This window comes from Actinokineospora spheciospongiae, from assembly GCF_003182415.1.
Lineage (GTDB): Bacteria > Actinomycetota > Actinomycetes > Mycobacteriales > Pseudonocardiaceae > Actinokineospora > Actinokineospora spheciospongiae.
Window position 1 is genome coordinate 284211 of the sequence record NZ_QHCP01000001.1, and the last position, 24296, is coordinate 308506.

Here is a 24296-nt window from a genome sequence, read left to right on the forward strand (position 1 = left end):
CCGACGGGAAGCGGACGAAGACGAGGTGCCCGGAACGGTATCCTAACGCTTGTGATGTTTTCTAGTGCCGAGGTCTCGCGGGCGCGAGAACTCCCCGCCAGGGGTGAAAGGCGGCTGGGTGCGGGGCGCGGCGATCACACGGATGGGGCACTGCGGAATCAAGCGCAACGGACGCGCGGAAACGGGAACGCCCGCGGCGATCCGATCAGCTCGTCAGGCCGGTGATTCGGTACTGCATCACCCGGTAGTTCTGCGCGTCGTACCACTGGCTCACGGTGATGTGGAAATCGGCGAAGGTGGAGCCGGGGACGATGAAACCGCCGTAGGGGTGGGCGACCGCGGTGCCGGTTTCCTTGCCGGGGGCGGTGGCGGTGATCATCGTCTGCTCGGGGGTGGTGTGGAGGTTCGACGTGGGCAGGGCGAAGACCTGGGCCCTGATCGACACCGGGTCCAGGTTGAGCCACGTCAGCGCGTACTTGCCGCCCATGGCGCGGAAGCAGATCTCGCCCCACTCGCGTTGCCTGGCAACGGTTGTGGGCGGGTTTCCCCAGCGCCACGCGCCGTCGGCGAAGCCCCACGGCTCGTACGCGGCCGGTTCGCCGACGCGGGCGTGCGGGACCCGGTGCAGCAGCAGGCCCGAGCTGGTGTCGCGGTTGAACGCGGTGGACAGCACGTAGCAGTAGCCGTCCTGCGCCACCGCGTAGGTCTTCTGCTGGAACTGGCCCGCGTGCTGGTTCCCCGGCCACTTGCACAGGTACTCCCAGGTGTTGCCGTTGTCCCGGGAGCGCCAGAGGTCGCTGTGCTCGGTCTGGTGGATCACCCCGCGCATCAGGTGCAGGTACATGGTGTCGCCGATGGTGAACGCGTCCGAGGGGATCGCCGTGCTGTTGCCGCCGGGGAGGGGGAGGTGGTCCTCCGGCACGAGTTGCTCGGCGTGCGCGCCGCCGACGCTCCCGGTGACCAGCAGGGCGTCGGGCGCGCCGTCCGGGCAGCGCAGGGCGATCGGCGCGCGCCAGTCGGCGGCGCCCACGCCGCTGCCCGTGAAGGAGTCGCCGCACACCAGCAGGACCGAGCCGTCCGGGCAGCGCACCGGGATGCCCAGGTCGGTCCACGGCGCGGCGAAGGCCCCGGTCTCCTCGGGGCCGGTCAGGTCGCGCACCTTCCGGCCGCCGACCGCCGCGGGGGCGTCCGGCGGTGTCACCTCGTCGGTGCCCGGCACCGGGGCCACCCCGGAGGCCCCGGCGGTACCCGGCAGCGCCACCGCCCCGGCCGCCGCGAGCGCGCCGCCCACCCCGATCCGCAACGCCGACCGCCTGCTGACCTGCCGCACTACCGCCTCCTTGGCCCTGTTCCCCCGACCTCCGGAGTGCGGTGCGCACGCCCGCAACCGCTGACCCGGTGCCCGAGGTGACCAATTTTTCCCAGTTGTGGCCGCTGTGTGCCAGCCATGTCACCCGGTCTCGCCGAACGGGCACGATTTCCCCGTACCGCCCCGAACCCGGCGAGGACCACACCATGCTGCGACCGCTCACCGCTGTCCTCACGGCACTGCTCGGCACCGCCCTCGCCGCCGCTCCCGCGGCGGCGGCCCCGGCGATCCCCGGCCCGCTCGGCACCGGCTTCCTGCCCGCCGCCTGCGGCGTCCCCGCGAACCGCGACGTCGCCGTCACCCGCAAGGTCTACGAGGTCGGCCAACGCCGCGGCGTCTCGGCGAAGGTCATGCTCGCCGGGTTCGAGGCGGGGTGGGTCGAGTCGCACATGAACAACCTCGGCTGCGGCGACCGCGACTCCCTGGGGGTGTTCCAGCAGCGGCCGTCGCAGGGCTGGGGCAGCGCGGGGCAGATCCTCGACGTGGGCTACGCGGCGAACAAGTTCTTCGAGGTGGCCCAGCAGTTGGAGCCCGCGTACCTCGGCAGCACCGCCGGGCAACTCGCCCAGGCGGTGCAGCGCTCGGCGTTCCCGGAGCGCTACGACCAGGCCCAGGGCATCGCCACCGCCCAGCGCGACGAGGCGTTCGCCCCCTACGGCCTGATCGGGGACAAGTACGCCGCCCTCGGCGGGGCGGGCGGGGTGCTGGGGCCGCCGATCCGGGCCGAGGCCGACGCCCGGCTCGGCGGCCGGTTCACCCAGTTCCGCAACGGCATGATCATCTGGCACCCCGGCGCCCCGCCCCGGGCGGTGCACGGGGTGATCCTGGAGCGCTACTGGGCCACCGACTCCGAGGTGCGCTGGGGCTTCCCGACGATGGACGAGCTGCCCGCCGCCGCGAGCCCGGTCGGCACCCGGGGCCGGTACCAGTACTTCGAGAAGGGCCTGTTCCTGTGGTCGCCCGCCACGGGCGCCAAGGCCGTCCACGGCGCGATCCTGGGGGCGTTCGAGGCGGGCGGCCGGGAGCGGGCCCTCGGCTACCCGGTGACCGAGGAGGTCGCGCGCCCCGGCGGCGGCTTCGACCAGACCTTCGAGTCCGCGGTGGTCCACTGGACCCCGGCCGCGGGCACCTGGATCACCCCGAGGTAGCGGCCAGCAGCCAGTCCAGCGCGGCCGGGTACTCGCGGAGCACGGACACGTGCCCGTCGTCCGGCTGCGACCACGCGGTGGCCCTGGGCAGCAGCCCGGCCAGGTGGTCGGCGTGCGCGGGCGGCACCACGCGGTCCCGCCCGCCCTGCACCAGCAGGACCGGTGCGGTGATCGCGGTCAGGTCGAAACCCCACGGGTGGGCGAAGGCGACGTCGTCGTCCACCAGCCCGTCGGGGCCCGCCGCACCCGCGCGCTGGGCGTCCGCGCCGAGGGCCGACCACGGCCCGGCCAGCAGTTCGTGGTCGGCCGGGATGAAGCTTTCCGGGTCGAACTGCTCGGTTTCGGCGAACCGCGCCCTGGCCGCCGTCCCCTCGACGGCCGCGCGCAACCCGCCGGGCGCGACCATGCCCGCGAACCAGTCGAACCCCGCGTCGCGGGGCGCGATCCCGGCCAGGCACACGGCGCCGGGCACCCGGTCGGGCAGCAGCGCCGCGCACGCCAACGCGTGCGGACCCCCGCCCGAGGCCCCCACCACGGCGAACTCCCGCACCCCGAACGCGTCCGCCACCGCGGCCGAGTCGCCCGCCGCCGACGCCACGTCCCGCCCCGCCACCCGGTCCGAGCCCCCGTACCCGGGGCGCCCGTAGGACAGCACCCGGATGCCCCGCTCCGCCGCCGCGGCCAGCACCGGCTCCAGCAGCGCCCCGGTCTGCGGCGACCCGTGGTGCCACATCACCACCGGGCCGCTCCCGCCTGCGGGACCGCTGTCGTGCGCGCGGACGACCCGTCCGCTCCCCACCCGCACCGCTCGCGATTCGATCACCCGGTCACGCTACCGACACCCACCGACAGAATCGCCGCCCATCTATAACCATGGTGTATACACATGGCGTGTAGTGGGCGCGGGAGGCGCTCGCGCCCGACGATCGACGGGGTGGACATGCCGGACATCGATGACCTGCTGAGCACGGTGTGGATGCTGTTGGACCGACCGCTCGTGGCGGTGGGCCTGGTGGCCGGGTGCGTGCTGCTCGGCGCGGGCGCGCTGCTGGGCGCCCGGCGGTACGGGTGGCGGCCGGTCCCGGCGCTGCTCGCGGGCCTCGGCGCCGCGCTGGTCCTCGCGGTCACCCTGTCCCGCAACCGCCCCGACTTCGCCTCCATGCCCGGTGTGGTGTCCTACGGGGAACCGTTCTGCATCCTCGACGGCGTGTCCCTCACCGGCGGTTACGAACTGCTCAACGTGCTGTTGTTCATGCCGTTCGCCTTCTTCGCGGTGATCGCCACCCACCGCCCGCTGTCGGTGTCGGTGGTGTCGGTGGTGTCCAGCGCCGGGATCGAACTCGCCCAGACCCTTACCGGCCAGGGGGTGTGCGAGACCCAGGACTTCCTGCACAACGCCATCGGCATCGTCGCGGCGGCCGTGCTGGGGGCCGCCGTGAACACCCTCGTCGGCAGCGACCGGCAGGTCGACCGGGAACCGGTGCGGCACGGGTGAGCGCCGGGACGGATGTGGGGCCCGTCCCGGCTGCCCGTTCACGTCCGGTCAGGCGGGGCGCAGCGCGCTGCCCACCGGTGCGGTGTGCGCCCGGCGGCGCAGGGAGCTGTCCGCGAGGGCGGGCGGGCTGTAGTAGCTGTCGGCCCGGTTGAGGTCGGTGCCCGGCGGCACGATCTCGTCGATCCGGTCCAGCACGTCCGCGGGGAGGACCGTGTCCGCCCCGGTCAGCAGGCTCTCCAGTTGCCCCATCGTGCGCGGGCCGGTGATCACCGCGGTGACCGCGGGGTGCGCCAGCACGAACCCGACCGCCAGGTGCGGCAGCGGCAGGCCCGCCTCGGCGGCCAGCTCCGCCAGCTCACCCACCGCCGCCAGCTTGCGGGCGTTCCCCGGCAGCGACGGGTCGAACTTGTGCGCCTCCGTCGTCGCCCGCCCGCCGGTCACGTCCTCGGCCCGGGTGTAGCGGCCCGACAGCCAGCCAGCCGACAGCGGCCCCCAGGTCAGCACGCCCATGCCGTACTTCTGCGCGGTGGGCAGCACGGCCGCCTCGACGCCGCGGGCGAGGATCGAGTACGGCGGCTGCTCGGTGCGGAACCGCACGTGCCCGCGCCGCTCGGCGACCCACTGCGCCTCGACGATCTGCTCCGCCGGGAAGGTGGAGCTGCCGATGGCGCGCACCTTGCCCGCGCGGACCAGGTCGCTGAGCACCCCCAGCGTCTCGTCGATGTCGGTGTTCGGGTCGGGGCGGTGGACCTGGTAGAGGTCGACGTGGTCGGTGCCGAGGCGGCGGAGGCTGTTCTCCAGCTCCCGCACCAGCCAGCGCCGGGAGTTGCCGCCGTGGTTGGCGTCCGGCCCCATCGAGCCGTGCCCCTTGGTGGCGAGCACCACGTCGTCGCGGCGGCCCTTGAGCGCCTTGCCGACGATCTCCTCGGACTCGCCGTCGGAGTAGATGTCGGCGGTGTCGACGAAGTTGATGCCCGCCTCCAGCGCGCGGTGGATGATCCGCACGCCCTCGTCGTGGTCGGTGTTGCCGATGGCGCCGAACATCATGGCGCCGAGCGCGTACTGGCTCACCGAGATGCCGGTGCCGCCGAGAATCCTGCGCTTCATGGGTGGTGCCCTCCAACTGCCGGTTGCTTCCCCACCACCCTGCGCCCGGCCGCGCGGGCGCACCAGGCACGGTTCAACCTGGGCCTGGCAGAACCACCCGGGACAATGGGCGCCATGGGTCACGTCGAGAACGAGGTCACGCCGTTCCTCAAGTCGCGCCGGGCGGCGCTCGACCCGGCCGCCCTCGGCCTGCCCGACGGCCTGGTCCGCAGGCGCGTGCGCGGCCTGCGCCGCGAGGAGGTCGCCGCCCGCGCGGGCATCAGCGTGGACTACTACACCCGCATCGAGCAGGGTCGTGCCCCGGCGATCTCCGAGGCCGTGCTCGACGCCGTGGCCCGCGCCCTGTGCCTGACCGACACCGAGCACACCTACCTGCGCAACATCACCCACCCGGGGCGCCGCGCGGCCATCGGGGCGTGCGGGTCGGTCGACCTGCCCCCGGTCCGCCCGCAGCTTCGGGAACTGCTCGACGCGCTGGCCGACCACGTCCCCGCGGTGGTCTACGGCCCCGGCACCGACCTGCTGGCCTGGAACCGCCTGGCGGCCCGGCTGGCCTTCGACTACGACGCCCTGCCCCCGGCCGACCGCAACGCCGCCCTGATGCTGTTCCGCCACCCCGACGCCAGGGACTTCTTCCCCGACTGGGAGCAGGCGGCGGCGAGCACCGTGTCCGGGCTGCGCGCCGAACTCGGCAGCCTGCCCGAGCACGGCCGGGTCAACCAGGTGGTGTGGGGCCTGCGCGAGTCCAGCCCGGACTTCCGCCGCCTCTGGGACGCCCAGGACGTCGTCGACGGCCCGCACGGGGTCAAGCGCATCAACAACCCGGAGGTCGGCGAGCTGCTGCTGACCTTCGGGGCGTTCAACGTCCCCGCCGAACCCGGCGTGCGGCTGTGCACCTACACCGCGCCCAAGGGCTCGCCGACCGAGGAGCGCCTGCGGCTGCTCGCCACCGGCCTGAGCGCGGGCGCGGTGTGATCCGTTCCGCCGCTCCGCCCGATCCGGAATAACCCGGGCGACCGCGGTCGCTGTCCTGTGGGGTCACCAACTCCACAGCGAAGGGTCCGCATGGAACAGGCAGCTCTGCACCCGTCCCCACCCGAGCAGTTGGCAGAGTCGCCAACCGGTGCCGCGCGCGTGCGCGTCATCTTCGTGCTGGGCGCGCTGATCGCGCTCGGCCCCCTCACCATCGACATGTACCTCCCCGCGCTGCCCGCCCTCGGCGAGGACCTGTCCGCGTCGTCGTCGGCGGTGCAGCTCACCCTGACCGGCACCCTGCTCGGCCTCGGCCTCGGGCAGTTGGTCATCGGCCCGCTCTCCGACGCCTTCGGCAGGCGGCTGCCGCTGATCATCGGCACCGCCGTGCACGTGCTGGCGTCGCTGCTGTGCCTGGTCGCGCCGAACGTCGTCGTGCTCGGCCTGCTGCGCACCCTGCAGGGCGTGGGCGCCGCGGCGGCCGCCGTCGTGGCGCTGGCCGTGGTGCGCGACCTGTTCACCGGGCGCGCGGCGGCCACCATGATGTCGCGGCTGATGCTGGTCATGGGCGCCGCGCCCATCCTGGCCCCGTCGCTGGGCGCGGCGATCCTGCTGACCGGCTCGTGGCGCGGGGTGTTCGCCGCGCTGGCCGTGCTGGGCTTCGCGCTGATGCTGGTGGCGATGTTCGCGCTCAAGGAGACCCTGCCCCCGGAGCGCCGCCGCACCGGCTCGTTCGGCCCGGTCCTGCGCACCTACCGCTCGCTGGTGACCGACCGGCAGTTCGTGGTGCTGGCCCTGGTCGCCGCCCTGGGCATGTCCGCGCTGTTCTCCTACGTGTCGGGCTCCTCGTTCGTCCTCCAGGGCACCTTCGGCCTCGACCAGCAGCAGTTCGGCCTGGTCTTCGCCATCGGCGCGGTCGCCTTGATCGGGGCGTCGCAGGTCAACGTGGTGCTGCTGAACCGGTGGTCGGCCGAGCGCATCGTGCTGTGGGCGCTGGCCGCCGCCACCGCCTTCGGCGCGGTCCTGGTCGCCGTCGCCGCGACCGGCCTCGGTGGGCTGATCGGCTTCCTGGTCCCGCTGCTGCTCCTGCTCGGCGCGGTCGGCTTCGTCCTGCCCAACGCCCCCGCCCTGGCCCTGTCCCGCCACGGCGAGGCCGCGGGCACGGCGGCGGCGCTGCTCGGCGCCACCCAGTTCGGCCTCGGCGCGCTGATCGCCCCACTGGTCGGCGTCCTGGGCAACGACGCGCCTGCCATGGCGCTGACCATGACCGCGGGCGTCCTGATCGCCTGGGCCGCCCTCGCCGCGACCCGCGTGCGCACCCGCCGCGCGGAGGTGGCGGTGGCCTGACCTCCCGGCCCCGGCTGGTACCACCCGCGTCACCCTTGACCAGGGGGACGCGGGTGGTTCCGCGTTCTGCGGGACTCGGCTCACGGGTGGAGCCGAGTGGGTGTGACGCACACCACTTCGATCGGAGAACCGTTCCGGCTCGGTGGTCGTCTTGCCGGTTGTGGACGAGGAACAGTTGGTGCGGGCGGTCGCCAGGGGTGACCGCGCGGCCTTCGAGGACCTCTACCGGCGGACGGCGCCGTGGTTGACCGTGCGGTTGCGCAGGCGGTGCTCGGACGACCAGGTCGTGGCCGAGGTCGTGCAGGAGACCTACCTGGCGGTGTGGCGGGCGGCCGGGTCGTTCGCCGGGTCCGCCGTGGACGGCACGGCGGTCGGGTGGCTGTGGACGATCGCGGCCCGCAGGCTCGTCGACGCGTTCCGGCGGCGGGCGCGGCAGGAGAGGCCGCTGCCACCCGCCGAGCCGGTGCCCGCCGCCGAGGACGAGGTCCTCGCGGGCACCTTCGACGACGCGGTGGGCGGGGCGCTGCGCGACCTGGCGCCGGACCTGCGCCAGGTGTTGCAGGCGATGGTCCTCGACGGGCTGACCGTCCGGGAGACCGCCGTCCTGCTGGGTGTCCCCGAGGGCACCGTCAAGACCCGCGCCCGGCGGGCCCGGATCGCCCTGCGGGAGGCACTGTCATGACCGAACACGCCCCGGCCGACCTGATCAGCCGCTACGCCACCGGCGCCACCCTGCCCGCCGACCGCCTGTGGGCCCTCGAAGCCCACCTGGAGACCTGCGGCACCTGCCGCCTCCGCCTGGCCGACGCGGCACCGCCGCCGGTGACCGCGCTGACCGAGTCCGTGTGGGCCACCCTCGACCCGGTCACCCGCGACCCGGCAGCCGTTCCCCGGGCGCCGGGCGCCTGGGAGGAGGCTGACGGCGAGAAGGCTGCTCGGGGGGCGGCTTCCGGAGAACAGGTGGCCGGGGGAGTGGCGTGGCGCAGGCGCGTTGTCGTGCGGCGTCGGTTCTCGCGGTGGGCGGTGCCGTCGTTGGTGCCGTGGCTGGCGATGGCGGTGTTCGTGGTGTCGGGGGCGCTGCTGCTGGACCTGATCGCGCCCGGGGACTCCGCGCCGTCGTTGCTGCTGCTCGTCGCGCCGGTGGTGCCGGTGCTGGGGGTGGCTGGGGCGTGGTCGCGGTACCTGGACCCCGCGCACGACCTGGTGGCCTCGACCGCCCGGGCGGGGTTGGAAATGGTGCTGCGGCGGACGTTCGCGGTGTTGCTGGCGGTGTTGCCCGCGCTGTTCGCCGGGGGTCGGGTGACCGGGGCGTCGCCCGCGTACTGGTTGCTGCCGAGTCTGGCCGTCACCGCCGTGGCGCTCGCGCTGGGGAGCGTGATCGGCGTGCGCCTGGCCGCGCGGGTGACCGTGGGGCTGTGGGTGGTGCTCGTGATCGGGCCCGCCGTCGTGCTCGGGGGCGTGCCGGTCGTCCTCGGGGTGTGGGTGGTGTGGGCGGCGGCGCTGGTGGGGGGCGTTGCCGTGGTGGCTCTGCGTTCCGCGCGTTTCGCGCAGCTCTAGGACTTCCGGATGGAGGAGGACATCGTGCGAGCGGTACCGGCGGCGGAGGTCGCCCCGACGAAGTACGCCTGGCAGGTGCGGGCGGAGGGCCTGCGGGTGCGGGCGGGCAGGCGGGTGGCGGTCGACGGCGTGGACCTGCGGCTCGGGTGCGGTGTGCACGGGCTGCTCGGACCCAACGGCGCGGGCAAGACCACGCTGATCCGTTGCCTGGCCAGCGTCCTGCGGCCCGTGGGCGGTGAGGTGGAGGTGCTGGGGGAGCCGCTGACCGGGCGGGGTGACCTGCGGGCGGTGCGGCGGCGCCTCGGGTACCTGCCGCAGGACTTCGGCCACTACAAGCGGTTCACGGTGCGGGAGTTCGTCGAGTACATGGCCTGGCTCAAGGAGGTGCCCGGCCGGGAGGTCGCGGGTGCCGTGCAGCGCGCGGTGGAACGCGTGGGGCTCGCCGACCGCGCCGATGACCGCCTCAGGTCGCTCTCCGGGGGCATGGTCCGTCGCGCGGGCATCGCCCAGGCGATCGTCAACGACCCCGAGCTGCTGCTGCTCGACGAACCCACGGCGGGCCTGGACCCCGGGCAGCGGGTGCGGTTCCGCGAACTCCTGCACGAGCTGGGCACCGACACCTGCGTGGTCGTCTCCACCCACCTGGTCGAGGACGTCGCCGCCGCCTGCTCCGACGTGGTGCTCGTCGCCGCGGGCAGGGTGGTGTTCCAGGGGACCCCGGCCGAACTCGCCGCCGAGGGCGGTCCGGACGACGTCGGCGACAGCCCGATCGAGCGTGGCTACTCGGCGCTGCTCGGGGGTGCCTGGTGAGGGTCCTCGGCATCGAACTGCGCCGGTCTGCGGCGCCCGTGCTCGGCGGGTTGGTCGTCGTCCTCCTGCTGGGGCTGCTGTTCTGGTTGCCCCCGGCGGGCAAGGGCAGCACCGCGTGGACCCGGCAGTGGTGGTCCATGGCCGAGTGGGTCCGCTACGCGCTGGTTTTCGCCTGGCCGCTGACGGTGGGGGCCGGGGCGGTGCAGGGGTTGCGGGACCGGCGGTCCGGCGTCGAGGAGCTGTTCGCGTCCACGCCGAGGCCGCGGGCGCAGCGGGCGGCCCGCACCCTGGCCGCGTTGGCGGTCGCGCTGCTGGTGGCCTACCTGGTCGTGGTGGTCGTCGGTGGGGTCCAGGTCGCGGCGAAGACGGGTCACCTGGGCCTGGGGTGGGTGCCGGTGGCGCTGGTCGGCCTGCTGTCGCTGGTCGCCGCCGCGTGGCTGGGGATGGGGGTGGGCCGGTTGCTGCCGTCGCCGCTGACCCCGCCGTTGCTGGCGGTGGGTGCGATGGCGTTGATGGTCGTCGCGGAGGCGGCGGGGGACGAGGGGTACCCGTTCGTCCTGTTGCGACCCTCGGCGACGCGCCCCGGGAGCGTGTTCGCGCACACCGCCGGGTCGGTGAGCGCGGGGCAGGCGCTGTGGTTCGGCGGGATGGCGGTGGCGGGGGTCCTGCTGTTCGCCCTGCGCCGGTGGTGGTCGGGTGTGCTGCCGCTGCTCGCCGGAGCCGCCCTGGCCCTCCCACTGCTCCCCACGACCTCGGCCGAGGCGACCGCCGCCGACCCGGCAGCCGCCGAACTCGCGTGCGCCGACGGGCTGTGCCTCACCCGGGCGCACGAACGCGAACGCGCCGCCCTCGCCGGTCCGGCCCGCGAAGCCCTGGCCCTGCTGTCGAAACTCCCCGCACCACCGACGGAGGTCCGCGAACTCCCCAATCCGGTCCGCCCAGAACCCCGGGGCCCGGAACCCACCGACACGGTCTGGCTCGACCTCGACGACCTCGTGTACTTCCGCTCCACCCCACTGCCCGCGACGCGCATCACCGAACTCCTCGTCGAGGGCGCGGGCACCCGGGAGTGCAACGCCCGTGACAGTTCCCCGCACCGGGAGGTCGTCGCCCGCGCGGTGACCACCGCCTGGCTGACCGGCCACCTGACCCCGTTGCGCAACTACCTGGGCGAGGAAGACCCGGAGCTGAACCCTTTGGCGCAACAGGCGTTGACCACCCTGAACGCCCGCCCCGCAGCCGACCAGCGCGCCCACGTCGAAGCCGCCCGCCAATCCCTCGCCGCCTGCACCGGCACCGCGTGGACGGCCCTCACCGGGGAACCCGCGTGACCCGCCCGCACCCGGCGGCGGTCGCCTGTGGCGTTGTTCCCGGGGAGCCGGTGTGAGCCGTTGGCCGCTGCTGTACGCCCGTTCCCGCCGCGTCCCCGCCACGGCCGTCGCGGCGGTGCTCGGCACGGTCCCCATCGGTCTGCTCGCCGAGGACGCGGCCGATCCCCGCCCCGCCGCCCTGGCCGCCGCGATCGGCGCCGCCGCCCTCGCCACCAGCCTCGGCAGCGCCGACCCGGCACTGGACCGCACCGCCGCCTTCGCCTGGCCACCCCGCCGGGCGGCCCACCTGCTGCTTGGCGCGGCGCTCCTCGTCGGGCTGCTCCTCCTCGCGGCTCCCCCCGCCGCCGCCGGGGTCCTGCTGCGCGACGTCGTGGGCCTGACCGGGTTGGCCGCGCTCGGCGCCACCGCCTTCGGCGCCGCCACCGCCTGGTCCCTCCCGGTCACCTGGGCGGCGCTCACGCTGGTGGTTCCCCCGGCCGACGGCGTCGGCGCGGTGCTGACCTGGCCCGCCCAACCGGAGACCAGCACCGCCGCGACCGCCACCGCTGTCACCCTCGGCTGCGTGGGGTTGCTGGTCCACAGCGCCTTCGGCTGCCGCCGCTGACCGGCGGTCCGCGCGGTCGGTTCCAGGCCAGGACGGCCCGGCCACGAGCCCGCACGGTGGTGGCCGGGCGCGCCCCCGTGGGCGTCGGGAGTGGGACGACCCCGGACGTCACGCACCTGTTCCGCGAGCACTGGGGTGGGCCGGGGGAGCGGCCCCGGCCGCCGCCACGCGCTCGCGCAGTTGGCGCCTGCCCGCGACGCCCAGTTTCGAGTAGATGTTGTGGAGGTGGTACTCCACCGTCTTGGTGGTGATGTAGAGCTGGGCCGCCACCTCGCGGTTGGTGTGGTCGAGTGAGACCAGGTGCGCGATCTGGCCCTCGCGGCGGGAGAGACCGGCCAGTGGGGACGCGGCGGGTTCCCGGTCCCCGCCCAGGTGGCGGCGGACGCGGTGTTCGAACGGTGTGGCGCGCAGGGCCGTGAACCGGTTCAGGGCGCTGCGCAGGAAGGGGGCGGCGGCGGTGGTGGCGCCTTCCCCGGCGAGCCTGGTGCCCAGGTCGGCTTCCAGCAGCGCTTGGGCGAACGAGTGCGGGTGCGCTCGCCGGGCCAGTTCCGCCACGCGGGCCTTCGTTCCCGTGGGCACCCGCTCCGGGGTCAGCGCCAGTTCGAAGCGGAGCAGGGTCGGCCGGAGGTACTCGGTGGCGTGGGTGCGCAGGGCGGCGAGGTGTTCGGCCGCCTCGTCCCGCCTGCCGGTGCCCAGCAGGGCTTCCACGAGCAGCGGGCGCCACCACAGGTGCCACCAGACGTGCGTGCCGTCGGGGTCGTCCCCCGTGAGGGGGTGCAGGGCGGTGAGCATCTCGGCGGGCAGGCCGCGGGCCTGGTGGAGGGTGGCGGCGGCGATGGCGGCGTACTTGCGGTCCTGCGGGCCCGCGGCCCGTTCCGCGCTGCCGCGGGCGGCCTTGACGTGCGCGGTGGCGGTGGCCCAGTCGCCGCGGCCCGCCGGGACCAGGGTGGCCACCATGTGCCGGAGGGCGCGGTGGTGCGGTTGTTCGTCGTCGTCGGCGAGGGAGAGGGCCTGGTGGACCAGGACCGACGCGCGGTCCCACTCGCCGCGGGCGTAGTGCAGGGCCGCCAGGTACGAGTGGGGTGTGGTGCCGGACATGAGGTGGCAGCCCGCGCCGTGGTGGCGGATGGTCGTGGTGAGGTCGTGCTCGGCTGCGGTGAAGCGGCCGAGCATGGTGCGGATCGCGCCCCGGCAGGCCAGCGAGTCCAGCCGGTCCGGCGGCACCTCGGCCGGGTCGGCGGGCAGGTCGTCCAATTCGGACAGTCCGCCCGCCATGCCGTCCACCCGGCACCGGGCCACGGCCAGCAGCACGGTGGTGAAGTCGGCCAGCCGCACCGGCAGCCCGCCCAGCCGCAGCGCGTGCCGGGTGTGCTCAAGGGCCTCGCGCCCCCGCCCGGACCAGACCTGCGCGCCGGACAGGCCCGCCGCGGCGACGGCCTCCACCCAGTCCCCGCTGCCGCGCGAGCGGTCGAGCGCGGCCGAGAAGTGCCTGCGCGCCGCCAGCCAGTCGCCGGTGCCGAACAGCGCGATCAGGCCTGCGGTCAACGAGCGCAGCGCGGACTCCGCGCAGCGCTCGACCTCCGGCAGCAGCGCCCGCGCCGCCGCGCGGTCGGGGCCGCAGGCGGCGTGCACGCCCGAGAGCAGCAGGCGGCGCTCGTGGTCGGCGCGGACGGTGCACAGGTCGGCCGCCCACCGCGAGTACCGCGCGGCCAGCAGGTGGTGGCCTCGGTCCGCCGCGCGCGCGGCGGCGTCGTCGAGGTCCGCCGCCAGGTCGGGGTCGGCGCCGGTCGCGGCCGCGACCCGGTGCGCCCAGTGGCTCGCGGCGTCGGTGACCTCGGCGGCGCGGCCGTGCAGCCGCGCCCGCCGGTCCGGGGCGATCGCGGCGTAGACGGCGTCGCGGTACACCTGGTGCCGGAACCGCAGGCGGCCGGTGGGTCCCCGCCCGGCCGCGCACACCAGTCCCGCCGCGACGGCGGGCGCGACCGCGGTGGTGGCGTCCGGCACGCCCGCGACGTGCGCTGCCCGCGCCGGTGCCGCGGCCTCGTCCAGCACGGCCAGCCCCTCGACCACGGCGACGGTGGCCGCGGGCAGCCGGTCCACCGCGGACCGGGTGGCGGCGACGAGCGGGCGCGGGACCGGCAGCGGCACCCGGTCGTCGGCGAGCAGGTCGTGCGGCACCTCGCGCAGCAGGGTGCACAGGTGCAGCGGGTTGCCCCGGGTGTGCGCGAGCAGCCGCTCCCCGGCGGGCGCGGGCGGCGCGACACCGCGCACCGCCCGGCACAGCGCGGTCACGTCGGCGGCGGTCAGCCCCGCCAGTTCCAGGGTCAGCGGGCCCGGTTGGCCGCGTTCGAGGTGGCGCAGCGCGGCGGCGGTGTCGTCGCGGCAGGCGAGCACGACCAGCACCCGGTCGGCCCGGATGCGGCGCAGGACGAAGCCGAGCGCCTGCGCCGAGAGCGGGTCCACCCAGTGCGCGTCGTCCACGACCAGCGCGACCGGGCCCGTGGACTGGAGGGCGCCGATCAGCGCCACCAGCGCCGCGCCGACGACCAGCGGTGGCGTCCGGGGCGGGATCGGGGGTGCGAGCAGCGGCGCGACGCGCAGCAGCACCGCCGGGGCGACCTGGCGCACGAGCTGGTCGACGATCCCGAATTCCAGCAGTTCCTCCGCCGGGTCGGCCGCGGCCTCCAACACGGTGAACCGGCCGGGGAGCGCGGCCACCGCCCGGCGCAGCACCGCCGTCTTGCCGATGCCCGGCTCACCGAGGACCCAGGCGGTGCGCGGCGAACCCCGGCACACCACGGCCACCGCCTCGGCCAGCCGCCCGAGTTCGGCCCGCCTGCCGACGAACGGCGGCTCGCTCCGCACGGTTCCTCCACGGTGGGTTCCACCCGGACCACAGCGAACGGCTCCCGACACTACGCCGAATGGCCGAGCACCGGAAGGGTGAACCGGCCGCCCGGGGCCCCGGGCGGCCGGCTCGGCGGGGTCAGGAGAACAGGTGCCACGGTTGCGGCACGAGCGACCGGTACAGCTCGTAGACCGACGCCGTGCCCATCCACAGCGTGTTCGCCACCAGGTTGGTGCTGCCCTGGACACCGATCTCGTCCCAGGACGGCTCCCGGGGCGCGTTCCCCTGCCGGGGGAAGCGCCACCGCTGGTACCTCCCGCCGCCCGCCTGCAACGCGGCGCCCGTGGCCCCGGCGATCCCGCCCGCGATCCCGCCCCACAGCGCCGACTCCCCGAGGCCGTCGGCGAGCCCCACGTCCAGCCCCACGATGTCGCGGTCGACACCGTTGGCGGTGAGCTGGAGGAGCACCCCGTTCGTCGCGCCGGTGATCGCGCCGTAGGCCGCGTACGCCCCGACGCCCGCGAGCTCGGCGGCCCACTGGGACGCCGCGGTGCGCAGGAGCGCCGCGGTGACACCCGCGTACAGGGCCGTTCCCAAGCCCGCGGTCGCGGCACCCGCGACGGCGCCGACCGCCGCGTTGACCGCCAGGCCCGCCCAGAACCGCCCACCGGAGACCTTCGTGTGGCCCAGGCTGTACGACGCCGCCGAGAGCCCGGCGCTCAGCGCGGCGTAGCCGAGCGTGACGACGACACCCGTGGCGATCTCCGCCACCGCGGTCGAGGCGACCAGCGCCACGGCGGGCCCCAGCGCGCCACCGCTGGCGATGACGGCGACACCGCCGACCACCAGCACCGCGCCCAGGACCAGCCCACCGATCCAGTCGGTGCTGTACCCCGACGGGTCGACCCGGTCGACCGGGTCGTCCAGTTCGAACGCGAAGCGGTTCAGCGCGTCCGCGCGCAGCGGGTCGGACGTGCCCGGCCCCGGGTCCGGGGTCAGGAAGCGGCCGCGTTCCGGGTCGTAGTACCGGCCGCCGAAGTCGTAGAGGCCGACGTCGGGCAGCCAGCGGCGGTTCTCGTACGCGCGCCCGGGCAGCGCGGCGCCCACCTCCTGCCGCCACCGCCCGTACGGGTCGTAGGACACCCGCGCCAGCACCGCCCCGGCCTGGTCGAGGACGTGGGTGGTGCTGCCCTTGGGGTCGCGGTGGAAGTAGGTGGTGGTCTCCACCCCGGCCGCGCCGGTCACCAGCGCGACCGCGCCCGAGCCGTCGAGCAGGTACCGCTCGACGACCTCCGCGCCGCCGGGGTCGCGCAGGACCCGGTAGTCGTCGTCGACGACCACCTCCACCGCCCCGTCGCGCGCCGTCCGGCGCAGGGCGCGGCCCTGGTGGTCGGTGAGCACGGTCAGGACCGGCGGCCCGTCGACCTCGCGCACCTCGCGCAGCGCCCCCAGCCCGTCGTAGGCGAAGGCGAGCCGCGTCCCGTCCCACTCCCGCGTCGCCGTGCGCCCGCACGCGTCCTGCGCCGCCCGGTACACCGCGTCGCCGTCGCGGGTGCCGCTGCGCGCGAAGTGCGCGTGGTAGTCGTAGGAGACGCCGTCCTTGCCGCGCACGTTGCCCGACCGGTCGTACTCGTAGAGCGCGTCCGCGCCCGCGGAGAAGCGGACGAGGCGCTGGTCGTGGTAGCCGTACGCGGTGGAGCGGTCCGGGTCGAGCACGTCGTCGACCGCCGTGGTGCGGCCGAGCCGGTCGCGGGTGTAGCGCAGGTCGAGCACCCGACCGCCCGCCCCGTCGATCCGCTCCGCCACGAGCGCGCCCGCCGGGGACCGGGTGGTGGTCGTGGTGGACCCGGTGCCGTGCCGCACGGTCGTCGGCAGCCCGAACGCGTCGTGGTCGGCCAGCGGGCGGCTGACCCGCGCCCCGCCCAGGGTCTGCTCGACCAGCCGCGTGCCCGCGTAGGTCGCGGTCGCGACCGCGCCGTCGGGCAGGGTGCGCCGCACGACGCGCCGCTGCGGGTCGAACACCCGCTCGGTGGTGAACGGTGCCCGTTCCCCGGCCACGGTCAGCGTCGTCCGCACGACGTCGCCCCGGCGGTCGTGGGCGAACTCGCGCCGCGACTGCACCGCACCCTGCGCGTCGCGCACCAGCACCCCGCACAGCCTGCCCAGCCCGTACGGCGTGTCCGCCAGGTCGTAGGCGTACTCGATGGTCCGCCCGTCCGACAGCCGCGTCCCGACCACCCGGCGCAGGTGGTCGTGGGTGTGCTCGGTGGTGCCGCCCGCCGCGTCGGTCTCGCCCGCGAGCAGGCCCGTCGCCGGGTCGTACCGGTGGCGGACGGCCACCCGGCCCGGTGCGGGGACGGGGTTGAGATCCGGGCAGTCGTAGGTGCCGCGCCTGCCGAGCGAGTCGCGGGTGATCGTCGTGGCGACACCGGTCGGGGTGGTCGCCGTCGGCGGGTCGACCGCCCGCACCGGCCTGCCGAGCGGGTCGAACCCGAACGCGGTGCGCGCCGCCAGGCCGTCCGGGTCGGCCACCACCAGCCGCACCCGGTCGGTGCCCGCGTAGCGCCGGTGCACCAGGCGGCGCACCGCGTCGGCGGTCGTCTCCGTCACCACGCCGCGCGGCCCGTGGTACCAGGTGGTGGACGAGGTCCCCGCGTCGGTGGGGACGTCGTGGCCGATGCGGCGGCCGAGCACGTCGTACCGGGTGGTGACCGACGCCGGGACCGGGTCGGCGGCGAAGAACGGCAGGCTGCGCCGGACCGGTCTGCCGCGGGCGTCGTGGTCGGTGAGTTCGACGACGGCGCCGCGCCGCTGCCCGGTCTCCCGCTCGGTCCGCCGGGTCAGGTCCCGCCCGTCCACCAGGGTCCGCGTGGTGGCCCACGAGCGCCCCGCACCGGTCGGGAACGCTTGCAGGGCTTCGACGACCACGACCTGCTCGCCCCCGGCGCGGGACCGGCGGGTCGTGCGCTCGACCGTGACGACCGGCGCCGCGCGCAACCGCCGCCGCAGTTCCCCGGTGCCGGTGACGCACGCGGGCACCGCGTTGGGGTCGGTGGTGCCCGGGTCCACCGGCACCTGGCGCAGCGCCGGTCTGCCGAACGCGTCGAGGGCTTCGACCGACACCTGCCCGTTGGCGTCGACGTGCGCGATCCGGGCGCCGAACCGGGGGTCGTGGCCGAACCACTCGACCAGCGACACACCGTGGTCGTCCGGCGGGTGCACCGTGCGCATCGGGTAGGTGTGGTGGTCCGGGTCGTAGTCGTGCCGCGTGGTGCGCCCGCCCGGTGGCGTCTCCGCGACCCGGTTGCCGAACCGGTCGTACTCGTAGGCGGTGCGGAGGAACGCGCCGCCCGTGTCGTCCCACCCGCCCACCGACACGACGTGGTGGGTGCCCGGGGCCAGGTCGTACCGGCGCAGGCTGTGGTCGCCCTCGACGAAGGCCGTGGTGTCCGGGTCGTCGGCGTTGGCGGTCAGCTTGTCGTAGCGCAGGTGGCCCAGCGACCAGCCGGTCGGCGTCGTGACGTTGTCGTAGAGCCGGTGCCGGTACACCGCCTCACCCGGCCGGACGGGCACGCCCGCCGGGTCCACCTGCCCGAGGTCCGCGTCCAGCGTCCGGTTGCCGAACTCGTCGTAGCCGAACCGGTGGGCGTACGCGCGGTCGAACCGGTCGGCGCCGTAGTCGTAGTGCGATTCCAGGGTCGAGGTCAGCAGCACCTCGACCACAGGTCCGGTCGTACGGCTGTCGTAGGCGCACGTCGACGTGGACAGCAGCAGCGGCGGGCTGCCCGGGGGCACGCGCGGGTCGCCGCCCGGCACGGGGACCGCCTCCACCCGGACCTCGGCGACCCGGCCGGTGAACGGGAAGTCCTGCCGGTAGGCGGTCGTGGTGCGCAGACCGGTGCCCACGTCGAGCACCGTCCGCGAGGCGAAGCCCAACCAGCCGCGGCCGGTGAGGTCGAGGGCCGCGTCCCGGTAGGTCGACCTGCGGCGGTCGGTGAGCGGGAAGCGGTTGCGGCCGGGGTCGGTGGACCGCTCGTGGGCCGACACCACGTACAGGGCGCTGCCCAGGACCCGCTGCACCGGGCCGACGGTCGGCGTCAGCGGACCGGGGTGGCGCAACGCGGTCGCGTCGGGGAAGCGCGGCGCCCGGGACACCTCGTAGACCTCCGGGTCGGACAGCGGCGCGTAGTCGATCGTGACGCGTTCCCCGAGCGGGGTGGTGATGCCGGTGATCACGTCCAACGGCGCCCCGCAGGACAGGTACGGCGTCGCGCGGACCGCCCCCTCGCCGAGCGCGTCCAACCGCACCAGGTCCGCCCGGCCGTCGCCGTTCACGTCCACCGGCAGGAACACCGACCGGTCCGCGCCCACCCCGACCGGCCCCCCGCTGAACGACGGCAACCGCCGGTAGACCCCCGACGGCGAGGCCACGAACGGGGTGAACACGATCTCGTCCGCCGTCCGCCCCTGCCACACGACGGCGGTGGTGGCGTTGCCGTTGAGGTCGGCGGCGAACACCGCCCCGTCCGACAGCGCGAGCCCGGGGAACTCCGCGTCCGCGCCCCGGGTGAACGCGCCCGCGCCCGTCGAGACCAGCACGGACAGGTGCGAGGTGACCGAGTCCCGACCCGGCTCCTCCCACACCTGGAGCAGGTCTTGCACCCCGTCGCCGTTGACGTCGACCGGCAGCAGCGCCACCTGGGCCGCGCCCGCGTGGCCGGGCAGCGAGCTGTGCACGACCCGGCCGAACGAGACCTCGCCGTCCGCCGCGCACACCGACACGTAGCCCGCCACCGCGATCCGGTCGTCCCCGTCGCGCCAGGCGCGCACCAGGTCGACCATCCCGTTGCCGTCGACGTCCATCGGCCAGCAGCCGAGCAGGCCCGGCAGCCGGGCCGGGTCGCCGGTGACGCTGGTGGTCGCGGCGGAGAACGTGCCGCCGGTGCCGTACTCGGAGCGGTGGGTGCGCAGGGCGAACACCTCGCCGCGCTCCGGGTCGGGCGAGCTGTACGCCTGCACGATGTCGGTGCGGCCGTCGCCGCTGACGTCCATGGCGAAGAACGCCAGGTGCGTGGCGTCCCAGGCGGTGCCGGTGTCGAACGGCTCGCCCGCGGCCGCGAACCCCGTGCCGGTGGCCAGGAACACCGCGAACCGCAACCGCTGCCGCGGCCCGTCCGCGTAGGCGACCACGAGGTCCGTCCGGCCGTTGCCGTCGAGGTCGGCGGCCAGGACGTGGTGCCGGGGCGGGAAGGCGCCGAGCACGTCGTCGTGGCCGTGGGTGAAGGTGCCCGCCGCGGTGGCCAGCCAGGTCGAGACGCCGAGGTTGCCGTCCTCGTCGGTCCAGAACCGGGCCAGGTCGGTGCGACCGCTGCCGGTCACCGAGACCACCGTGACGTCGGGCACCCCCGGCACGTCGGGGCCGATCCAGCACGGCTCGCCGACGTCGAACCGGGGCAGCGCCGAGTCCCGCCAGGTGAACGCCGTGCCGGGCAGGGCGGGCGAGCCGTCCGCCGCCGCGCCCGACTCGGTCGCGGAGGTGAGGACGCTGAGCCCGGACGCGGCGCTCACGCCGTAGGCCAGGTCCCAGGTGCGCACGACCTCGCCCGCCACCGACACGGTGATGCGGGCCAGGCGCAGCTCCGTGGTCAGCAGGTGCCCGCCGACCGCCTCGGTGATCGGGTCGGGCCGGGGTTCGTAGGTGAAGTCCACGAACCGGTTCGCCGCCGTGCCGTCGGCGCGGGCGGTGTAGGCGATCCGGCTCAGGTAGCGGGAACCGGAGGCGGCGGGGGAGTAGGTGTACTCGACGCGGTTGCCGTCGAGGTCCTCGGTCGAGCTGAGCGCCCACACGCAGACGTGCGCCCCCGCGAGGACCTGGCTCTGCGGTGTGCTGCCGTAGTGGTGCACGGCGCCGGAGCGGGTCGTCACGCGGAAGCCCTCGGCGGGCGTGTCCCCGGCGACGACCCGGCTGTGGTCGCCCAGCTCGGTCCCGTAGACGGCACCGGGGGCGTGGTAGGCGCCGTCCACGGCGACCAGCCGCCGCCCGTCGATGGCGAAGCGGTCGTCGGGGCCGAAGGTGACGGCGCCGGTGAAGCCGTCCACGGCGCAGGTCGCCTTCACCCGGGAGATGGCCGACCGCCCCGCCAGGTCCCAGCCGACGCCGAGCGCCCCGTTGCGCCGGTGGTGGCCGTAGACCAGGGCCAGGTCGGGCTGCGCCCCGTTGATCCCCGGCGGGACCGCGATCGCCAACCGGTACGTCGCCTGCCCGCCCGCGTCGACCTCGAAGGTGCCGCACCGGAGCCCGGTCGCGCACTCGCCCCCGGCCTGCTCGACCTCCGCGCGGTCGGGCGCTTCCAGCGTGCGGCTCACGACGACAGCAACCGGTAGGCGACGCCCGCCCACGGCGAGTAGTTGCCCTGGGCGACGAAGGTGGAGTTCGCGTCCACCGGCCGGTACAGGCTCACGTCCTTGCCCGCCCCGGACCCCGCGTCACTCCAGATCTTGTGGTCGACCCCGGTCGCCTCCACCCACTGCAACGCGACGCAGGCGTAGTGCTCCACCTCCGGCGCCCGGTACCCGTGCGAGGCGACGAACCCGACGGACACGTACCCCGGCGGCGGCTCCGGGTACCAGATCGCGCCGTTGTGGTCACCCCGGGAACCCTTGTCGTTCCACACCTGCGTGAACCCGACCGGCGCCTTCAGCAGCGGCCGGTCGGACAGGCCGACCTGCCGCACGGTGACCGCGAGCGCGGCGGGCTTGGTGTAGTCGCCCTGGGCGTAGTCACCGAGGGCGTACCAGCCGTCCTCCGGGACGGGCCGCCAGACCGCCACGTCGCCGTGCGCGCCCGACCCGGCGTCGCTCCAAACCCACTCGAACTTCGCGGTGGTGCTGCGCTGCACCGTGGCGGGGAACCCGGTGCGCGCGTCGTCCCTCGGCCCCTGCTGGACTTCCGACATCGACCGACCTCGATTCGTGAGTGATCTGCCGGGTACTTCCCGGTCGAGCACCACGCTAGGTCCGGTCGGCACGCGTGTCCCCGGGGCGCAACCCCAGGAACCACCCCAGGACCACACCTCACGCTCTGTCCACACCAGACGCGATTCTTACCGTATCGGGCGACTTGTCACGGAGGTGGTGGCTGTGTCACTCCGCTGTGGCGGGGATTCCTCGTGCCCGTCCTCACCCGGGCGAGCGCCGACGTGGCCACGGCCCCCGCACCGGCCGACTGCACCTGTTCGACCCCACCACGGGGGCTGCGGAGGACCTCGGACCGGTCGAGGCCGAGGCGCACTCCCTGGCCTGGTGGCAGGCCGACGACGGTTGGCACCTCGGCCACATCGCCCTCACCCCGACGGCTCCACGCCACTGTCGCGGCACCCCGGCCGCCTCGACGCCCTCACCACCACCCCCGCGGGCACCGCGATCGCGGTACTGACCGGGAACACCTGGACCTGGCGTGGTCGTTCCCGTGCTGACGTCGGTCTCCGTTTGACGCGCACGGCAAGCGGCCGGGGCGGTTCGTGCCACCCCGGCCGCTTGCCGTGCCGCCTGCGGTCAGGCGTTGTTGCCGCGCACGGTGTCGATCAGGGCGGCGAAACCGGTCGGGCTCAGGTGGAGGCGGAAGTCGGTGGCGGAGCCGAACGCGGTCTTGGCGTCGCGCAGTTCGACCGCGTCGGCGCGCTGGGCCACCTCGACGCAGTTCGCGTTCGGGTTGCTGTAGGACGACTTGCGGAAGTCGTTGCGGGAGAATGGGGTGGTCATCGGCGGGGACTCCTTACGATGTCGGGTGCTTACTGAACTCGGTGATCATCCCCCGCAGGAACTTCCGGGACTCCTCGAAGCCCAAGGCGGCGGTGGTCAACCGAGTCCAGGCTGTGTCGTAGGCGTCCAGCGCCTTCTTGTCGTCCAGGAACCGGAACTCTCCCGGGCCCTCGGTGTAGGCGACCTCCAGCGAGCCTGCCACCCCGGTCGACGGGATGCGCAGCAGGGTGAACTGGCTGCTGATCGCGGTCCGGCGACCCACGGGACGGTCGAACGGGAACACCTGGATCATCATGTGCTTCCGCTGGGACAACTCGATCAGGTGTTCCAACTGCGTGATCATCACCGGACGGTCGCACCACACCCGGCGCAGGCACGACTCCGACAGGACGAAGTGCGCGCTGGGCGGTGAGTCCTTGAGGAAGATGCTCTGGCGGTCGATCCGAGCCTTGATCTGATCCTCCAGCGTGAGGCCGTCGATGTCCGGCACGCCCATGTACAGCGCCCGGACGTAGTCCTCGCACTGCAAGAGACCCGGCATGACTTCGACCTCGAACTCGCGGATGCGGTCCGCGTGCATCTCCGTGTCGACGCGCAGCCGCAGTTCCTCGCCGTAGGCGCGGCGGTAGCCGGTGGTCCAGAAGCCCCGCTTGTGGCTGTCCTTGCGCATCGCGAACAGCGTCTCGTGGTAGTCGGTGTCGCTGAACCCGAGTTGGGTCGCCAACCGCTCCAGGTCGCCGACGGACACCGTGGCCTGCCCGGAGAGGATCTGGCCCATCCGCGACCGGCTGGTGCTCAGGATGGCCGCCAGGTCGGCCGGGGCCTTGCCCGCCGTCTCCATCATGTGCGCGATCTCGCGGCCGAGGATCATCTTCTTCGCTGTCCGAACCGTGGTCATGCCGAGTGGCGCCCTTCTCGTGTCGACGACAGTTGACGGTCGAGCGCGCTCCCGGCAGAGCTGGTCGGCTTCCGATCCGCTTCCGCTGCCCACCGAGAGTATCGCGCAAGACCACCCGATCAGTCTCGGGCTACGGGTTGCATTGCAACTTCACTGATCCCATACTCAACACCGCGAAGTGAGCAAGTGCAAGGTTACACGCCGTACCCAATCGAGCGAAAAGGCCCACCATGACCGCCTCCACCGCCGACCGCGCGCCGAGCCGCGACGACACCGTGCGCGCCAAGACCCTGCGCGGCCTGATCCTGGCCCGCAGGCTCGACGCGACCCGCCTGCGGCGCGGCTTCACCACCCGGCAGTTGGCCTCGGCGATGTCGATGTCGCCCGCGATGGTCAACCGGATCATGACCGGCCGCCGCGTGCCCACCGCCCTGGAGATCGGCGGCCTCTGCGCCCTCCTGGACATCGCACCCCAGCAGCGCCAGGTCCTCTACGCCCTGCGGGCCACCGCCGAGCACATCGACTGGATCATTCGTCACCCGATCGAGGGGCGCGACGTCCTGCACGACCTCGAAGCCATGGCCACCACCATCACCACGCACGACCCGAACCTGATCCCCGGCCCGCTGCGCACCGCCGCCTACCGGGACGCGATCGGCCTCGCCCCGGACGTCGACCGCGCCGAGGCCGGGGCAGCCGAGACCGGGGCAACCGACCGGCAGGCCCACTTCTTCCTCCCCGCACGGGTCCTGGACAACCGCGACCTGCCGCGCGAGGTCCTGCGCGAGCAACTGCGGCACCTGATCGGTCACCGGGCGCACCTCCGCGTCCTGCCTCGCACGGTCCCGCACCCCGGCTTCCGCCTCTTCCACATCGAGAACTTCTCCCCGGTCGTCCACATTGAACACCAGACGACCAGTGTGGTGCTGGAGCACCCCGCCTCCACCGTTGCCACCCGGGACCTGGTTGCGCACCTGCACCAACTTGCCCACCCGGAGCGGAAAACCGCCGAGATCCTGCACGGCCTGCTGGACGCCATGGGGCGGTGA

The 24296-nt window shown here is 74.6% G+C and carries 18 protein-coding genes; 10 read left to right on the forward strand and 8 right to left on the reverse strand.

The genetic code is table 11. From position 1 onward, the window contains the following. Positions 1–205: 205 nt before the first annotated feature. Entirely contained in the window at positions 206–1330 is a 1125-nt protein-coding gene (locus DFQ13_RS01200) for a DUF4185 domain-containing protein (protein WP_110078473.1), read from the reverse strand. A gap of 185 nt (positions 1331–1515) precedes the next feature. Here DFQ13_RS01200 and DFQ13_RS01205 point away from each other — a divergent pair, with 185 nt between their 5' ends. After that, positions 1516–2517: an LGFP repeat-containing protein gene (locus DFQ13_RS01205; RefSeq protein WP_110078474.1), complete on the forward strand. Its 1002-nt coding sequence runs from the start codon at positions 1516–1518 to the stop codon at positions 2515–2517. On the opposite strand, the gene DFQ13_RS01210 is transcribed toward DFQ13_RS01205, so the two are convergent. Then, entirely contained in the window at positions 2504–3340 is an 837-nt protein-coding gene (locus DFQ13_RS01210; RefSeq protein ID WP_233438211.1) for an alpha/beta fold hydrolase, read from the reverse strand. The two genes, DFQ13_RS01205 and DFQ13_RS01210, sit on opposite strands and share 14 nt — an antisense overlap. Positions 3341–3457: 117 nt before the next feature. Here DFQ13_RS01210 and DFQ13_RS01215 point away from each other — a divergent pair, with 117 nt between their 5' ends. Beyond that, the gene (locus DFQ13_RS01215; protein WP_110078475.1) at positions 3458–4012 is read left to right on the forward strand and encodes a VanZ family protein; all 555 of its coding nucleotides are present in this window, start codon (positions 3458–3460) and stop codon (positions 4010–4012) included. A gap of 48 nt (positions 4013–4060) precedes the next feature. On the opposite strand, the gene DFQ13_RS01220 is transcribed toward DFQ13_RS01215, so the two are convergent. Then, positions 4061–5119 carry an aldo/keto reductase gene (locus DFQ13_RS01220; protein WP_110078476.1) on the reverse strand — a complete coding sequence of 353 codons (1059 nt, stop codon included), beginning with the start codon at positions 5117–5119 and terminating at the stop codon, positions 4061–4063. Positions 5120–5233: 114 nt separating this feature from the next. On the opposite strand from DFQ13_RS01220, the gene DFQ13_RS01225 reads away from it, so the two are divergent. The 7 genes from DFQ13_RS01225 to DFQ13_RS01255 all read left to right on the forward strand — a co-directional run bounded on the left by DFQ13_RS01225 (position 5234) and on the right by DFQ13_RS01255 (position 11740). After that, a complete protein-coding gene (locus DFQ13_RS01225) occupies positions 5234–6094 on the forward strand; it encodes a helix-turn-helix transcriptional regulator (protein ID WP_110078477.1) in 861 nt (286 codons plus the stop codon). Between the two features lie 90 nt (positions 6095–6184). Then, a complete protein-coding gene (locus DFQ13_RS01230; protein WP_110078478.1) occupies positions 6185–7438 on the forward strand; it encodes a multidrug effflux MFS transporter in 1254 nt (417 codons plus the stop codon). Positions 7439–7598: 160 nt separating this feature from the next. Then, a complete protein-coding gene (locus DFQ13_RS01235; protein WP_233438212.1) occupies positions 7599–8120 on the forward strand; it encodes an RNA polymerase sigma factor in 522 nt (173 codons plus the stop codon). Beyond that, positions 8117–8995, forward strand: coding sequence for a zf-HC2 domain-containing protein (locus tag DFQ13_RS01240; protein WP_110078480.1), 879 nt, complete (start codon positions 8117–8119; stop codon positions 8993–8995). Before DFQ13_RS01235 ends, DFQ13_RS01240 begins: the two co-directional genes overlap by 4 nt. A 24-nt stretch (positions 8996–9019) precedes the next feature. Next, positions 9020–9805: an ABC transporter ATP-binding protein gene (locus tag DFQ13_RS01245; RefSeq protein WP_200873525.1), complete on the forward strand. Its 786-nt coding sequence runs from the start codon at positions 9020–9022 to the stop codon at positions 9803–9805. Further along, positions 9802–11136, forward strand: coding sequence for a hypothetical protein (locus DFQ13_RS01250; RefSeq protein WP_110078481.1), 1335 nt, complete (start codon positions 9802–9804; stop codon positions 11134–11136). The genes DFQ13_RS01245 and DFQ13_RS01250 overlap by 4 nt, the downstream gene beginning before the upstream one ends. A 52-nt stretch (positions 11137–11188) precedes the next feature. Next, on the forward strand, positions 11189–11740 hold the full coding sequence (locus tag DFQ13_RS01255; protein ID WP_110078482.1) for a hypothetical protein: 552 nt from the start codon (positions 11189–11191) through the stop codon (positions 11738–11740). A gap of 108 nt (positions 11741–11848) precedes the next feature. Here the strand turns inward: DFQ13_RS01255 and DFQ13_RS01260 are convergent, their stop codons facing one another. The 5 genes from DFQ13_RS01260 to DFQ13_RS01285 form a co-directional block, all read right to left on the reverse strand. Continuing rightward, on the reverse strand, positions 11849–14605 hold the full coding sequence (locus DFQ13_RS01260) for a helix-turn-helix transcriptional regulator (RefSeq protein ID WP_181399784.1): 2757 nt from the start codon (positions 14603–14605) through the stop codon (positions 11849–11851). A gap of 121 nt (positions 14606–14726) precedes the next feature. Then, positions 14727–20954, reverse strand: coding sequence for an FG-GAP-like repeat-containing protein (locus tag DFQ13_RS01265; protein ID WP_110078484.1), 6228 nt, complete (start codon positions 20952–20954; stop codon positions 14727–14729). After that, a complete protein-coding gene (locus DFQ13_RS01270; RefSeq protein ID WP_110078485.1) occupies positions 20951–21544 on the reverse strand; it encodes a Vps62-related protein in 594 nt (197 codons plus the stop codon). Before DFQ13_RS01270 ends, DFQ13_RS01265 begins: the two co-directional genes overlap by 4 nt. 598 nt (positions 21545–22142) lie before the next feature. Continuing rightward, on the reverse strand, positions 22143–22349 hold the full coding sequence (locus DFQ13_RS01280; RefSeq protein ID WP_110078486.1) for a DUF397 domain-containing protein: 207 nt from the start codon (positions 22347–22349) through the stop codon (positions 22143–22145). A gap of 13 nt (positions 22350–22362) precedes the next feature. Further along, positions 22363–23247, reverse strand: coding sequence for a helix-turn-helix domain-containing protein (locus tag DFQ13_RS01285; protein WP_110078487.1), 885 nt, complete (start codon positions 23245–23247; stop codon positions 22363–22365). A gap of 230 nt (positions 23248–23477) precedes the next feature. Here DFQ13_RS01285 and DFQ13_RS01290 point away from each other — a divergent pair, with 230 nt between their 5' ends. Then, a complete protein-coding gene (locus tag DFQ13_RS01290; protein WP_110078488.1) occupies positions 23478–24296 on the forward strand; it encodes a helix-turn-helix domain-containing protein in 819 nt (272 codons plus the stop codon).